At 64.9% G+C, this 14830-nt stretch carries 15 protein-coding genes; 10 read left to right on the forward strand and 5 right to left on the reverse strand.

What is annotated here, in order from left to right:
* Positions 1 to 34: 34 nt before the first annotated feature.
* The 3 genes from fsa to V6N07_RS11640 all read left to right on the forward strand — a co-directional run bounded on the left by fsa (position 35) and on the right by V6N07_RS11640 (position 2476).
* Entirely contained in the window at positions 35 to 688 is a 654-nt protein-coding gene (gene fsa, locus V6N07_RS11630; RefSeq protein ID WP_371156470.1) for a fructose-6-phosphate aldolase, read from the forward strand.
* Positions 689 to 846: 158 nt separating this feature from the next.
* A complete protein-coding gene (locus tag V6N07_RS11635) occupies positions 847 to 1545 on the forward strand; it encodes a DUF484 family protein (RefSeq protein WP_371156471.1) in 699 nt (232 codons plus the stop codon).
* A 4-nt stretch (positions 1546 to 1549) separates the two neighbouring features.
* The gene (locus V6N07_RS11640; protein ID WP_371156472.1) at positions 1550 to 2476 is read left to right on the forward strand and encodes a tyrosine recombinase XerC; all 927 of its coding nucleotides are present in this window, start codon (positions 1550 to 1552) and stop codon (positions 2474 to 2476) included.
* A gap of 7 nt (positions 2477 to 2483) precedes the next feature.
* On the opposite strand, the gene V6N07_RS11645 is transcribed toward V6N07_RS11640, so the two are convergent.
* The 5 genes from V6N07_RS11645 to gloB all read right to left on the reverse strand — a co-directional run bounded on the left by V6N07_RS11645 (position 2484) and on the right by gloB (position 8179).
* A complete protein-coding gene (locus V6N07_RS11645; protein ID WP_371156473.1) occupies positions 2484 to 2831 on the reverse strand; it encodes a RidA family protein in 348 nt (115 codons plus the stop codon).
* Positions 2828 to 3568 carry an SDR family NAD(P)-dependent oxidoreductase gene (locus V6N07_RS11650; protein ID WP_371156474.1) on the reverse strand — a complete coding sequence of 247 codons (741 nt, stop codon included), beginning with the start codon at positions 3566 to 3568 and terminating at the stop codon, positions 2828 to 2830. The genes V6N07_RS11645 and V6N07_RS11650 overlap by 4 nt, the downstream gene beginning before the upstream one ends.
* A 63-nt stretch (positions 3569 to 3631) precedes the next feature.
* Positions 3632 to 4591 (reverse strand): M23 family metallopeptidase, encoded by a 960-nt coding sequence (locus V6N07_RS11655; protein ID WP_371156475.1) that lies wholly within the window; start codon positions 4589 to 4591, stop codon positions 3632 to 3634.
* Positions 4592 to 4938: 347 nt separating this feature from the next.
* A complete protein-coding gene (gene clpA / locus V6N07_RS11660) occupies positions 4939 to 7272 on the reverse strand; it encodes an ATP-dependent Clp protease ATP-binding subunit ClpA (RefSeq protein WP_371156476.1) in 2334 nt (777 codons plus the stop codon).
* 151 nt (positions 7273 to 7423) lie between these two features.
* Positions 7424 to 8179 carry a hydroxyacylglutathione hydrolase gene (gene gloB / locus V6N07_RS11665; RefSeq protein ID WP_371156814.1) on the reverse strand — a complete coding sequence of 252 codons (756 nt, stop codon included), beginning with the start codon at positions 8177 to 8179 and terminating at the stop codon, positions 7424 to 7426.
* A gap of 114 nt (positions 8180 to 8293) precedes the next feature.
* Here gloB and V6N07_RS11670 point away from each other — a divergent pair, with 114 nt between their 5' ends.
* From V6N07_RS11670 to V6N07_RS11700, 7 genes are all read left to right on the forward strand, one after another.
* Positions 8294 to 9049: a class I SAM-dependent methyltransferase gene (locus tag V6N07_RS11670; protein ID WP_371156477.1), complete on the forward strand. Its 756-nt coding sequence runs from the start codon at positions 8294 to 8296 to the stop codon at positions 9047 to 9049.
* A 420-nt stretch (positions 9050 to 9469) separates the two neighbouring features.
* A complete protein-coding gene (locus V6N07_RS11675; protein ID WP_371156478.1) occupies positions 9470 to 10036 on the forward strand; it encodes a F0F1 ATP synthase subunit delta in 567 nt (188 codons plus the stop codon).
* The gene (atpA, locus tag V6N07_RS11680) at positions 10036 to 11574 is read left to right on the forward strand and encodes a F0F1 ATP synthase subunit alpha (RefSeq protein WP_371156479.1); all 1539 of its coding nucleotides are present in this window, start codon (positions 10036 to 10038) and stop codon (positions 11572 to 11574) included. Before V6N07_RS11675 ends, atpA begins: the two co-directional genes overlap by 1 nt.
* 9 nt (positions 11575 to 11583) lie before the next feature.
* Entirely contained in the window at positions 11584 to 12450 is an 867-nt protein-coding gene (locus V6N07_RS11685) for a F0F1 ATP synthase subunit gamma (RefSeq protein ID WP_371156480.1), read from the forward strand.
* Positions 12451 to 12470: 20 nt separating this feature from the next.
* A complete protein-coding gene (atpD, locus tag V6N07_RS11690) occupies positions 12471 to 13895 on the forward strand; it encodes a F0F1 ATP synthase subunit beta (RefSeq protein WP_371156481.1) in 1425 nt (474 codons plus the stop codon).
* Positions 13895 to 14302, forward strand: a complete 408-nt coding sequence (locus V6N07_RS11695; protein ID WP_371156482.1) for a F0F1 ATP synthase subunit epsilon — start codon at positions 13895 to 13897, stop codon at positions 14300 to 14302. Before atpD ends, V6N07_RS11695 begins: the two co-directional genes overlap by 1 nt.
* 131 nt (positions 14303 to 14433) lie before the next feature.
* Positions 14434 to 14784, forward strand: a complete 351-nt coding sequence (locus tag V6N07_RS11700; protein ID WP_371156483.1) for an H-type lectin domain-containing protein — start codon at positions 14434 to 14436, stop codon at positions 14782 to 14784.
* The last annotated feature ends 46 nt before the right edge of the window (positions 14785 to 14830 follow it).

Below are 14830 nucleotides of genomic sequence, written 5' to 3' on the forward strand. Positions count from 1 at the left end.
ACCGCAACAAAGCCCCAAACATCCAGAGGACGCCATGAAATTCTTCGTAGACACCGCCGACATCGAAGCCATCCGGGAATTGAACGACCTCGGCATGGTCGACGGTGTGACCACCAACCCCTCGCTGATCCTCAAGTCGGGGCGGGATATCCTCGAAGCCACCAAGGAGATTTGCGACCTTGTCGACGGCCCGGTCAGCGCGGAGGTGGTCGCCACCGATTTCGACCAGATGCTCAAGGAAGGGCAGCATCTCGCCACCATCGCGCCCAACGTCTGCGTCAAGGTTCCGCTGACGTGGGCCGGGCTGAAGGTCTGCAAGATCCTGCGCAAGGGCGGCACGCTGGTGAATGTCACCCTGTGCTTCTCGGCCAACCAGGCGTTGCTGGCCGCCAAGGCGGGCGCGTCCTTCATCTCGCCGTTCATCGGACGGCTGGACGACATCAACATCGACGGCATGGACCTGATTCAGGACATCCGCACCATCTATGACAACTACGACATGCAGACGGAGATCCTCGCCGCCTCCATCCGCTCGCCCAACCACATGAAGGACGCGGCCCTGATCGGCGCGGACGTGGCAACGGCGCCGCCGGCCGTCATCCACAAGATGATCGATCACCCGCTGACCGCCAGCGGTCTGGCGCAATTCGTCAAGGACGCGGACGAGGCGAAGATCAAGATCGTCTGACACCTGAATGGCCGGGGGGCGGCCGCGCCCCTCGCCATTTCCGGGGGGCCGCCATGCCACACCTGCCAAAGATTTGCGGCAGGCCGCGCATGTTTTGGTCCCATCGGATGTCCGGCCATGTAAGCCTGCCCCGAAATCGGCAAAGACCGGAGCAGAGCATGGCAGACCAGACCGCAATGGCGGCCGCGCAGGATTGGCGCGACCGCATCCTTACCGACCCCGACATGATCCTCGAGGATCGCGACCTGATGCGGGCGCTGATCACCGCGAACGAGCGGCAGATGGGGCAGAACATCGTCGACCTGCGCGGGATTGCGATGGAGCGGCTGGAAACGCGTCTGGACCGGCTGGAGGATACGCATCGCAGTGTCATCGCCGCGGCCTATGAAAACCTTGCCGGCACCAATCAGATCAATCGCTGCGTCCTGCGCCTGCTCGATTGCGATGGCTTTGGCGACCTGCTCGAGGTTCTGGCGACCGATCTGCCCGACATCCTGCGCGTGGATCGCATCAGGCTGGTGCTGGAAAGCGCCGAGGACACGCCGTCGCCCCATCCCGTCATCGCCGTGGTGCGCGAGGGATTCGTGACGACCTACGTGACACAGGATCGCGACGTCCCCGTCCGACAGGTCACGCTGCGCCAATGTGCGCCCGCATCCGACAAGATATTCGGCGAGGATGCCGGGTGGATCCGGTCCGAGGCCCTGCTGCGTCTCGACCTTGGCGCCGGGCGGCAGGTCGGCATGCTGGCTTTCGGGTCCGAAGACCCGCATCAGTTCCGCGTCAACCAGGGCACGGAGCTTCTGACATTTTTCACGGGCTGTTTCGAACGGGTGGCGCGGCGCCACTTGGGCTAGGGCGGTGACGCTCGACATCAGTCCGGGCGCACGCGATGCCCTTGCCGCCTGGGGGGACCATCTGCGGGCCCTCGACGGGGCGGCGGAGGCCACCTGCACGGCCTATGCCCGCGATGTGACGGCCTTTCTCGCGTTTCTTGCCGACCACCGCGGGGGGCCGATGGGTCTGGCCGAGATCGGTCGGATCGCGACCCCTGACATGCGGTCCTGGATGGCGGCGGAAAGGCTGCGCGGGAACGGCGCCCGGTCCGTGGCCCGACGTCTGTCGTCCGTCAAGTCCTTCATCCGGTGGCTGTCCGAACGGGAAGGGTTCGACCCGACCGCCGTTCTGTCAGCCCGCGCGCCGAAGTTCCGCAAACCCTTGCCCCGCCCCTTGGCGCAGGATGCCGCGAAGGAACTGATCGAGACCATCGCCCTGCAACATGCGACCCCGTGGATCGCGGCGCGGGACGTTGCTGTTGTGACCGTCCTGTACGGGTGCGGATTGCGCATATCCGAGGGGTTGGGCCTGTGCGGGCGCGATGCGCCGCTGGCCGACGTCCTGCGGATAAAGGGGAAGGGCGGCAAGGAACGGCTCGTGCCCGTCCTGCCTGTCGCCCGCGCGGCCGTCGATCGGTATGTCGCGGCCTGTCCCTATGACCTGTCGGACGATGCGCCCCTGTTTCGCGGTGCGCGTGGTGGTGGGCTTGGGCCCGCCGCGGTGGCAAAGGTCGTGGCAACGGCGCGAATGCAGCTTGGCCTGCCGTCCTCGGCCACGCCTCATGCCCTGCGCCACAGTTTCGCGACCCACCTGCTGGAGGCGGGCGGGGATCTGCGGGCCATTCAGGAGCTTCTGGGCCATGCGTCCCTGTCGACGACACAGGCCTATACGGCTGTCGATACCGTGCACCTGATGGAAAGCTACGCCCGCGCGCATCCGCACGGGCGCTGATGCCGCGTCAGGCGACGGCGGCGGTGATGATCACCTCGACCAAGAACTCCGGCGTGGCCAACTTGGCCTCGCCGCAGGCGCGGGCGGGGGCATGACCCTCGGGGACCCAGGCATCCCAGACGGCGTTCATCTCGGCAAAATCGGTCATGTCGGCCAGCCAGATCACGGCCTGCAGCATGTGTTCCCGACTGCTGCCCCCCTCTTTCAGCAGGGCATCCACCTTGGTCAGCATGTCGCGCGTCTGTTCGGTCACAGTGGCGCCGTGTCCGACCTGTCCGGCGAGGTAGAGCGTATCCCCGTGGCGGACGAGCTGGCTCATCCGGGCATTGGTGTGGCTGCGTTCGATCATGGTCATACCGTATAGTTGAGGCCGAGGCGTCCGCCGTCGACATAGATGGTTTCGCCGGTCACGTAGCTGGACTTGGACGAGGCAAGGAAGGCCACGATATCGGCCACTTCGCGCGCGGTGCCGGGGCGCTGCAACGGGGTGCGCGACATCGCGCGGGCCATCGCGGCGGGGTCGGCGTTGACGGCGGCCATCATGTCGGTGTCGATGCTGCCCGGTCCGACGGCGTTCACGCGGATGTTGTGCGGCGCAAGGGCCAGCGCGGCCACCTTGGTCAGCTGCATCACACCGCCTTTCGATGCGCAGTACCCGGCAATGCTCGGGATCGCGACCTGAGCGTTGATCGACGACATGTTGACCACCGCGCCTTCGATCCCTCGGGCGACCATCGTCTTGGCCACGCGCTGCGTCGCGAGGAACACGCCGACGAGGTTGATGTCGATGACGCGGCGGAAATCGGCTTCCGTCATCTCGAGGAAATCCGCGCCGATGGCAATTCCGGCGTTGTTCACAAGGACCGATGCGGGGCCGACCTCTGCCTCGATCTTGTCGAACAGGGCCGCGACCTGCACGGGGTCGCCCATGTCGCAGATGTACCCCGTGCCGCCCAGTTGCGCGGCGGCGTCATGCACGCTGTCTTTGATGTCCACGAGAACGACGCGGCAGCCGTCCTCGGCCAGGGCTTCGGCGCAGGCAAGGCCAATGCCTTGCGCGGCGCCTGTGATGACTGCGATACGGTCTGACATGCGGCTCTCCCTCGGGTCCGTTTGGGGTATCTGCCGCCTGCATGACGGGCGCGGGGCGGGTCGTCAACGGATGGGAATCGCCGTCTCGATCCGGTCAAGGATTTCGCCATCGCGCATGAGGGTTGCCGTTCCGGTATAGGTGCCGCCCCGCCACCGCGTCGCGTTCAGACGGCGGCCTGCGGCGCGAAACAACTCCGCCTGCGTCCGCTCCAGTGTCGCGTCATGTGCGAACACCTCCGCGCCGTTCGGCCCGAGGATTCGCAAGGCGATCCTGTCGCCGGCCTGGCCACCGAACATCGCGGCCCAAACCACCAGAGCAGGCGCATCCGGCGGCAGGCTGTCGGCATCGGCGGTGCCTGCCTTTATGTCCGCGAACGGCGGCACGGCAGAGGACAGGCCGACAGACAGGAAACCGCCCGGTTCGTATGGCGGCGTGACCTGCCAGAGGTCGTCGATGAATGGATCGATGACCTGACCCCTGTGGCGGACCGACAGGTGCACATGCGGGAATTGCGTGGCCCCGGACAGACCCACGAGGCCCACGGGATCACCCGCCGCGACGCGATCCCCCGCAGCAACGCTGACCGAACCACGGGCGAGATGACAAAGCTGCGTCTCCCAACCGTCGCCGTGATCGATGGCCACCCCGTTTCCGCATTCCCGCCCGGCAACCTCGGCGCGGTCGGTCATGATCCGGTCCTGCATTCCGTCGCGCACGCCGCGGACGATTCCCGCCGCGGGCGCGAGAACCGGAACCCCGGCGGCCATCGCCTCCTGATCGGCGACGCGCAGGTCGGTGCCCCGGTGCCCGTCATAGGCAAGCGGCCCGCCGGTATAGTCGGCGGCACCGGGACCCGGGTCCGCATCGACATATTGTTGCAGAAAACAGGTTTCACCCAAGTCGCAGTCCAACGGCAGGCGAAGGGTAGGCGGCGCGGCCAAAGTCGGCGAAGCAGTGGCCAGGAAGATCGCGGTCGCGAGACCCGTCACGGAGCGCGTCGTTGCGGTGGTGGTATGGCGCATGGGACAGGCGCGTGATCGAAGTTGGGCGCGGTGGGGCATCGGAGATCCTTGCAGGCTGCTGCCATTGTCTATCGAAACTCCGAAAGACGATCACGGGTCAACAGGGGGCTTTTGTCGGCACAAGGTTTTGCCCGGCACCGCGCGATCGCCTGCCTGCACCCGCAAGGCCACGTCCCTCGGCGGCGGTTGCAAGCCGTCAGGTGAAAGGCGGCGCCAGATTGGCAACAGTCAAGGCAATCCGGTGCGGCAAGGCAAATCCGTTCGACCGCCGGGTTGGTCGGCCATCCTGCGAAGGAAAAGGCCCCGGCGCATTTCTGCACCGGGGCCCTTCGGTCATGAGCTGACGATCATTCCGCCGTCAGAAGAGGTGGCTTCTTGTTGCCGATCTTCGGCGCGCCCGGCTCCTCGATCCGAAGATCGAGCGCACCGTTCTTGACGCCGACCTTGACGACACCGCCCTTGGCCAGCTTGCCGAACAGAAGTTCCTCGGCCAGCGGCTTCTTGACGTATTCCTGGATCACGCGGGCAAGGGGACGGGCGCCCATCTTGTCGTCGTATCCCTTGTCGGCGACCCATTCGGCCGCGGCCTTGGTCAGTTCGATGGTCACGCCACGGTCCAGAAGCTGCGCCTCCAGCTGGAGGACGAACTTCTCGACCACCTGCAGGATCGTCTCCTTCGGCAATGGGCCGAAGCTGATCACGGCGTCCAGACGATTGCGGAACTCCGGTGTGAAGGTCCGCTCGATTGCGGCGGTATCCTCGCCCTCGCGGCGATCCCGGCCAAAGCCCAAGGGCGCGCGCGCGGCATCCGAGGCACCGGCGTTGGACGTCATGATCAGGATCACGTTCCGGAAATCCACCGCCCGACCGTTGTGGTCGGTCAGCTTGCCGTGATCCATCACCTGCAACAGGATGTTGAACACGTCCGGGTGCGCCTTCTCGATCTCGTCGAGCAGCAGAACGCAATGCGGATGCTGATCGATGCCGTCGGTCAACAGGCCACCCTGATCGAAACCGACATAGCCCGGAGGCGCCCCGATCAGCCGCGAAACCGCGTGTTTCTCCATGTATTCCGACATGTCGAAGCGCAGCATCTCGACCCCGAGGGTATCCGCCAACTGGTTGGCCACCTCGGTCTTGCCGACGCCGGTCGGGCCCGCGAACAGGTAGTTGCCGATGGGCTTTTCCGGTTCCCGCAGGCCGGCACGCGCCAGCTTGATGGCAGAGGACAGCGCCTCGATCGCCGCATCCTGACCGAAGACCACGCGCTTGAGCGAGCCTTCCAGATCGCGCAGCACCTCCTGATCGTCCTTGGAGACGGACTTCGGCGGAATGCGGGCGATCTTAGCGACGACGGCCTCGATCTCCTTCACGCCGATGGTCTTGCGGCGCTTGGATTCCGTGACCAGTGCCTGCGCGGCACCCGCCTCGTCGATGACGTCGATGGCCTTGTCCGGCAGCTTGCGGTCGTTGACGTAGCGCGCCGACAGTTCCACCGCCGAGCGGATCGCATCGGCCGTGTACTTGATCGAGTGGTGCTCCTCGAAGCGCGACTTCAGACCCTTGAGGATCTTGATCGTGTCTTCGACATTCGGCTCGTTCACGTCGATCTTCTGGAACCGGCGCGACAGGGCGCGGTCCTTTTCGAAGTGCTGGCGGAACTCCTTGTAGGTGGTGGACCCCATGGTGCGCAGCTTGCCGCCGGCCAGGGCCGGTTTCAGCAGGTTGGACGCATCCATCGCACCGCCCGAAGTCGCACCCGCACCGATGACGGTGTGGATCTCGTCGATGAACAGCACGGCATCGGGATGCTCCTCAAGCTCGGTCACGACGGCCTTCAGGCGTTCCTCGAAATCACCGCGATACCGCGTGCCTGCCAGCAGTGCGCCCATGTCGAGCGAATAGATCGTCGCACCTGCGAGGATCTCGGGGACCTCGCCTTGGGTGATCTTCCACGCAAGGCCCTCGGCGATGGCGGTCTTGCCGACGCCGGGATCGCCCACCAGCAGGGGGTTGTTCTTGCGGCGACGGCACAGAACCTGAATCGAACGCTCCACCTCGTGATCGCGGCCGATCAGGGGGTCGACGTCGCCTTCCGCGGATTTCTTGTTGAGATCCACGCAATACTTCGACAGCGCACTTTCGCGGTTCTCGGACGGATTGGGCCCATCCTGCGCACCGGACACGGGCCCCTCTTCTTCGTCCGATCCCTGAACAGGGCGCGCTTCGCCGAATTCCGGGTCCTTGGCGACACCGTGGGCGATGAAATTGACCGCGTCATAGCGCGTCATGTCCTGCTCCTGCAGGAAATAGGCCGCGTTGGATTCGCGTTCGGCGAAGATGGCGACCAGCACATTGGCGCCGGTCACTTCGGTTCGGCCGGACGACTGAACGTGAATGGCGGCACGCTGTATCACGCGCTGGAAGGCGGCCGTGGGCACGGCCTCCGACCCTTCCACATCGGTCACGAGCGTGGACAGGTCGTCTTCGATGAACTCCTCGACCGTCTGGCGCAATTCGTCGAGGTTGACGCCACAGGCCTGCATCACGCGGGCGGCGTCCGGTTCCTCGATCAGGACCAGCAACAGGTGTTCAAGGGTCGCCAGTTCGTGACGGCGGGCGTTTGCCTGCGCCAGAGCGGCGTGGATGGCTTGTTCAAGAGTATTCGAGAACGAGGGCATGGTGTTCTCCTTACAGCCGTCGGCGTTGCACGGAAGTATGCGTCGCCTCTCGTTAAGTTTTGGTTGTCGCCGCTCAGGCTTCAAGCCTTTTCTGGTTCAGGTCTCGGTCGTGTCACCGGGAAGTGATGCCGAATTGACTCCCTTTGCGTGTTCAGAAGGCGTCTTTTGCACGGCGTGCCGCGGCAAAAGTCGCGGCATCGTCGCATCCGGTAGTTCCTGTCGCATCCTTGAGTGCGGCGACGTGGCTACGCAGAAACGGGTTGGTGTTGCGTTCAAGGCCGAGGGGGGCAGGCACGGTGGGTTCCCCCGCCGCACGCATCCTGTCCACCTCCGTCCTACGAGACTTAAGCGCGGGGTTGTCCGGTTCAAGAGACGCGGCAAAGGCGAGGTTGGTGACGGTGTATTCATGGCCCGACGCGATCAGGATGTCGTCGGGCAGGGCGTCGAACTGCTTCAGCGAGGCGTGCATGGTTTCCGGGCTGCCCTCGAACAGGCGCCCGCATCCGCCGACCATCAGGCTGTCGCCGGTGAACGCGATCCCGTCGAAGATGAAGGCGACATGCCCGATCGTATGTCCCGGCACGTCCCAGACCTCGGCCTGCAACCCGCCGATTCCGATCGTGTCGCCGGGCGAGATGGCATGGTCCAGTGGCGGGAGGCGCGCGGCATCTGCAGCGTTGCCCCAGACCTGCGCGCCCGTGGCGGCGACAAGATCGGCGACGCCGGCGATGTGGTCGTCGTGGTGGTGGGTCAGCAGGATGTCGGTGATCGTCCAGCCCCGCGCCTCGGCCGCGTCCAGATGCGGCTTGGCCCGCGCGCAATCGACGCAGACGACCCTGTCGCCCGCGCGAAAGACATAGCCGTAATTGTCCAGCAGGTCCGGGAACGCGTCGCGCAGCATCGGAATGACAATCAGGTTGTCGACGGGCGAGGTGGCGGGCATTGCGTCAATCCGGGTCATGGTGTTCCTTTCGTCTGACGATAACCATGGCACGATCCGAACCGGGGGCAATCGCGAATAATGCATCTCGACGTGCTGGACCTGAGGCAGTTCTACTATCGCACCCGGTTGGGGCGTGCGGCGCAGAAGGCCGTGCGGGACAAGCTGGTCGAGATGTGGCCGGAGGCGCAGGGACAGACCGTCGCAGGGTTCGGGTTTGCCGCGCCCCTGCTGCGTCCCTTCCTGCGGGATGCGCGTCGGGTTGTCGCACTGATGCCTGCGCCGCAGGGGGTGATGCACTGGCCGGCAGGCATGGCGAACGTGTCCCTGCTGGTCGAGGAGACGCTCTGGCCGCTGGAAACGGGGTCGGTCGACAAGCTTGTCCTGCTGCACGGATTGGAAACATCGGAGAATCCCACCGCGCTGCTTGATGAATGTGCGCGGGTGCTGGGGCCGGGGGGGCGTGCGGTCTTCATCGTGCCGAACCGGTCGGGCCTGTGGGCGCGGCGGGACGGCACGCCGTTCGGGTTCGGCCGGCCCTATTCGCTCAGCCAGCTGGAATCGCAGGTCAAGAGTGCCGGACTGATCCCGGAACGCCATGCTGCCGCGCTTTTCGCCCCGCCCAGTGACAGCAAGTTCTGGCTACGCTTCGGTGGGTTGATCGAACGGTTGGGCCAACGTTTGTCACGTTCCGGCGGGGGCGGGGTCATGTTGCTGGAGGTCTCGAAACAGGTTCCCGCGCGCCCGCGCACGGGGTTGGCGGAACGGGTCCGTCGCCCGTTGCGCGTGCTGGAAGGCGTGCCCGAGCCGACGGCGGCAGGCCGGATGCACCACTGAACCGATCCGGGCGGCAAGCTTTGCAGAACGCAAACGCTTGAGCGGTCGGACATTCATGCACGCGGCGCGGCGCTGAGCCGTTCGCGACGGCGAGAAGTAAGGCCGATGCGCACTGCGATCTTTCCGGATGCGCGGAATCATGATTAATCTGAGCGGCAACAGGGTTTCCGGCAAGTCGGTCCGTGATGCGATTTTGAACACGTATGCAAATCCGTGACGGGGTTCGCGCGTCGCCGCACCAATCGCATGCTGCATTGCAGCAACGCGACCGGCGGTGCGGCAAATGCCCCCCGCCGCGCATATTGCAGGGTGGGAAACGCTCTGGTAGGGGGAGCGCGATTTCGTGATCAGGTCCGATCGGGCGTGGTCTATTTAGGCGGGTGCAGGGGTGACCCTGCCGCTTGCGAGACTGTCGAAAGGGTGGACGTGTCCGAACCAGCTTCGATTTCGATGGGGATTGCCGCGCGATATGCGCAGGCCGTCTTCGATCTGAGCCGCGAGAGCGGTGATCTTGGTAAACTTGAAAGCGACGTGACCGCGCTGGACGAGGCGTTGAAAGCCTCGCCCGAGCTGCGCGATGTCCTGACTTCGCCGGTGATCAGCCGCGAAGATCAGGGTCGCGCCATTTCTGCCGTGGCCGAAAAGATGGGCCTGTCGACGGTTCTGGCGAATACGCTGTCGTTGATGGCGTCCAAGCGCCGCCTGTTCGTCGTCCCGCAAATGGTCGCGGCGCTCAAGGGCATGCTGTCCGAGGAACGTGGCGAGGTCACGGCCGATGTCCGCGCCGCCAAGGCCCTGTCCGACGCACAATCGGCGGCCCTGTCGAAGGCGCTCAAGGCGTCCACCGGCAAGGACGTGAAGCTAGATGTCACCGTCGATGACGCCCTGATCGGCGGCCTCGTGGTCAAGATAGGCTCGCAGATGATCGACACGTCGATCCGCGCGAAGCTCAACGCACTCCAGAATACGATGAAAGAGGTTCGGTAATGGCGATCCAGGCAGCGGAAATTTCCGCGATCCTCAAGGACCAGATCAAGAACTTCGGCCAGGATGCCGAAGTGGCCGAGGTCGGCCGCGTGCTGTCCGTCGGTGACGGCATCGCCCGCGTCTACGGGCTGGACAACGTCCAGGCCGGTGAGATGGTCGAATTCCCCGGTGGCATTCAGGGCATGGCGCTGAACCTCGAATCCGACAACGTCGGCGTCGTGATCTTCGGCTCCGACCGCGACATCACCGAAGGTGACACCGTCAAGCGCACCAATTCCATCGTCGACGTGCCCGCCGGTAACGAGCTGCTGGGGCGCGTCGTCGACGGTCTGGGCAACCCGCTGGACGGCAAGGGCCCGATCAACGCCTCCGAGCGTCGGGTCGCCGACGTCAAGGCGCCGGGCATCATTCCGCGCAAATCGGTGCACGAGCCGATGGCGACCGGCCTGAAGTCGGTCGACGCCATGATCCCGATCGGCCGTGGCCAGCGCGAGCTGATCATCGGCGACCGTCAGACCGGCAAGACCGCCGTGGCCCTCGACGCGATCCTGAACCAGCAGTCCTACAACGACGCCGCCGGTGACGACGAGTCGAAGAAGCTTTACTGCATCTACGTCGCCGTCGGTCAGAAGCGGTCGACCGTGGCGCAGCTGGTGAAGCGTCTCGAAGAGACGGGCGCCATCGACTACTCCATCGTCGTTGCGGCCACCGCGTCCGACCCGGCCCCCATGCAGTTCCTGGCACCCTATGCCGCGACCGCCATGGCCGAGTTCTTCCGCGACAACGGCCGTCACGCCCTGATCGTGTACGATGACCTCTCCAAGCAGGCCGTCTCCTACCGCCAGATGTCGCTGCTGCTGCGCCGTCCGCCCGGCCGCGAAGCCTATCCGGGTGACGTCTTCTACCTCCACTCGCGCCTGCTGGAGCGGTCGTGCAAGCTGGGCGACGAGGCTGGCAACGGCTCTCTGACCGCGCTGCCGATCATCGAAACCCAGGGTGGCGACGTGTCGGCGTTCATTCCGACCAACGTGATCTCGATCACCGATGGTCAGATCTTCCTCGAGACCGAGCTGTTCTACCAGGGCATCCGTCCCGCCGTGAACACCGGTCTGTCGGTGTCGCGCGTTGGCTCCTCGGCCCAGACGAACGCGATGAAGTCGGTCGCCGGTCCGGTCAAGCTGTCGCTTGCGCAGTACCGCGAGATGGCGGCCTTCGCTCAGTTCGGCTCCGACCTCGACGCCTCCACCCAGCAGCTGCTGAACCGGGGTGCGCGCCTGACCGAACTGATGAAGCAGCCGCAGTATTCGCCGCTGACCAACGCGGAAATCGTGACGGTCATCTACGCGGGCACCAAGGGTTACCTCGACAAGGTCGCCGTCAGCGACGTCGGTCGCTGGGAAGCCGGTCTGCTGGCGCACATGCGCGGTGCGGGCAAGGCAGTGCTCGACATGATCACCAACGAGGACCCGAAGATCAAAGGGGACGCCGAGGACAAGCTGAAGGCCGAGATCGACACCTACGCCAAGACGTTCGCGTAAGGTCGGCCCATGCCCAATCTCAAGGACCTCAAAAACCGGATCGCGAGCGTCAAGTCGACGCGCAAGATCACGAAGGCCATGCAGATGGTGGCCGCCGCGAAACTGCGGCGGGCACAGGATGCGGCCGAGGCGTCGCGCCCCTACACGGAACGGTTCCTGTCCGTTCTGGGTGGGCTGGCCGCTTCGGCAGGCGACAGCGAAACGGCACCCCGGCTTCTGTCGGGGACCGGTTCCGATCAGGTGCAGCTTCTGGTCGTCATGACCAGCGAGCGTGGCCTGTGCGGTGGTTTCAACGCCAACATCGCGAAGCTGGCAAAAAGCCATGCCGACAAGCTGATCGCGGCGGGCAAGACCGTGAAAATCCTGACCGTCGGCAAGAAGGGGCGCGAGTCCCTGAAGCGCGAGTACGGTCAGTATCACGTGGGTCACGTGGACTTGTCCGCGGTCAAGCGGCTGGGCTACGGCGACGCGGCCGATATCGCGGCCAAGGTGCTCAAGCAGTTCGACGATGGCGACTTCGATGTGGCGACGATCTTCTATGCCAAGTTCCAGTCGGTGATCAGCCAGACACCCACGGCGCAGCAGATCATTCCCGCCAGCTTCGAGGGGGAACCCGAGACGCAGCTTTACGACTACGAGCCCAGCGAAGAGGCCATTCTGGCCGACCTGCTGCCGCGCGGCGTCGCAACGCAGATCTTCGCGGCCCTGCTGGAGAACGCGGCGTCCGAGCAAGGCGCGCGCATGTCCGCCATGGACAACGCGACGCGCAACGCGGGCGAGATGATCGACAAGCTGACGATCGAGTACAACCGCTCCCGCCAGGCCGTCATCACCAGCGAGCTGATTGAAATCATTTCGGGCGCCGAGGCGCTCTGAGAAACCCCGGAGAAATCGACATGGCAAACGCAGTCGGAAAAATCACCCAGGTCATCGGCGCCGTCGTGGACGTTCAGTTCCCCGATGACCTGCCGCAGATCCTCAACGCGCTGACGGTGGACAACAACGGCAGCCGCCTTGTCCTCGAAGTGGCGCAGCACCTCGGCGAGAACACGGTCCGCACCATCGCCATGGACGCGACCGAAGGTCTGGTCCGTGGTCAGGAAGTCACCGACACCGGCGCACAGATCAGCGTGCCCGTCGGCAACGCCACCCTGGGCCGCATCATGAACGTCACCGGCGACCCCGTTGACGAAAAGGGCGATGTGAAGGCCACCGAAACCCGCGCCATCCACGGCGAGGCCCCCACATTCGCACAGCAGTCGACAGCGACCGAGATCCTCGTGACCGGCATCAAGGTCATCGACCTGATGGCGCCCTATACCAAGGGCGGCAAGATCGGCCTGTTCGGCGGTGCCGGCGTCGGCAAGACCGTTCTGATCATGGAACTGATCAACAACATCGCAAAGGTGCACTCGGGTCTGTCCGTGTTCGCCGGCGTGGGTGAGCGGACGCGTGAGGGCAACGACCTGTATCACGAGATGATCGAATCCGGCGTCATCGTTCCCGATGACCTCGAGAAGTCCAAGATCGCCCTCGTCTACGGTCAGATGAACGAGCCTCCCGGTGCCCGTATGCGTGTGGCCCTGACCGGCCTGACGCTGGCCGAGCAGTTCCGCGACGAATCCGGTTCGGACGTTCTGTTCTTCGTCGACAACATCTTCCGCTTCACGCAGGCGGGCTCCGAGGTGTCGGCCCTTCTGGGTCGTATCCCCTCCGCCGTGGGCTATCAGCCGACGCTGGCCACCGACATGGGCGCCATGCAGGAGCGGATCGCCTCGACCAAGGCCGGTTCGATCACCTCCGTGCAGGCCGTCTACGTGCCTGCGGATGACTTGACCGACCCCGCGCCGGCCACGTCCTTCGCCCACCTCGACGCGACGACCGTTCTGGACCGTGCGATCTCGGAAAAGGGTATCTACCCGGCCGTGGATCCGCTCGGCTCCACTTCGCGCCTGATGGACCCGGCCATCGTTGGCGAGGAGCATTACAACGTCGCCCGCGACGTGCAGGGCGTGCTTCAGCGCTACAAGTCGCTTCAGGACATCATTGCCATTCTCGGCATGGACGAACTGTCCGAGGACGACAAACTGGCCGTGGCCCGCGCCCGCAAGATCGAGCGTTTCCTGTCACAGCCCTTCGACGTGGCAAAGGTCTTCACCGGCGCCGACGGCAAGCAGGTTCCGCTGGAAGACACGATCGCGTCGTTCAAGGCCGTCGTTGCCGGTGAATACGATCACCTGCCCGAGGGCGCCTTCTACATGGTCGGCGGCATCGACGAGGTGAAGGCCAAGGCCGAGCGCATGGCAGCCGAGGCAGCCTGATGCAGTTTGAACTCGTCTCACCAGAGCGGCGGCTGGCATCGCTTGACGATGCCCGTGCCGTCCGCATCCCCGGCGCGGACGGGGACTTGACCGCCATGGCCGACCACGCTCCGACGATCACGTCGCTGCGCCCTGGCATCCTGACGGTCGAAACGGCGTCCGGCGAGGAAAGCTATGCCGTGACGGGCGGTTTCGCCGAGATCGGCGCGGGCGTGACGGTTCTGGCCGAACGCGCCCTGCATGTCGGTGACATGACCCAGGCAATCATCGACGACTGGGTTGCCGAAGCGCACAAGGCCAAGACGGAAGCCCCGGAAGACGCGGCCGACGCCGCGGCCAAGTTGCTGGCCGACATGGTCGCCATCGGTGGTCACATCGGGTTGAACCCGAATCAGCCGAACCTCTGATCCAGCGCCATTCTGGAATCGAGCGGCCCCCGGGAAACCGGGGGCCGTTTCGCGTTGAGCCTTGATTTCCTTGGTCAGAGAGGGTGAGTTGGAAGGCACCGGGATCACACCGGCGAAGGAACGGACCGACCATGCGGACGCTGCGAAATCATCTGATCGGTATTCAGCAGGGGTCGCATGTCATGTTCTCCGACTTCGAGAACGGCGGCGAGATGTGGACCGGACAGGGCCCACGCGAGGTGCGTCTCTGGATCGATTTTCCCGAAGCCTTCCACTCGATCCCGACGGTCATCACCGGGCTTGCCATGTTCGACATCGACGCCAGTTCCAATCAGCGCGGGGATCTGAGCCATGCGCATGTCTCGGGAGGTGGGTTCGAATTGGTGTTCCGAACCTGGGGGGACAGCCGGATTGCCCGTATAAGGGCCGACTGGACCGCCATCGGTGAGGTCGCCAGCGAGGACCAGTGGGACTTGTATTGATACGTCTTCCGCTTTGACATTTGGCCCGCACCCCCGGCTTATGCCG

It is taken from the genome of Jannaschia sp. 2305UL9-9 (assembly GCF_041403465.1).
Classification (GTDB): domain Bacteria; phylum Pseudomonadota; class Alphaproteobacteria; order Rhodobacterales; family Rhodobacteraceae; genus Jannaschia.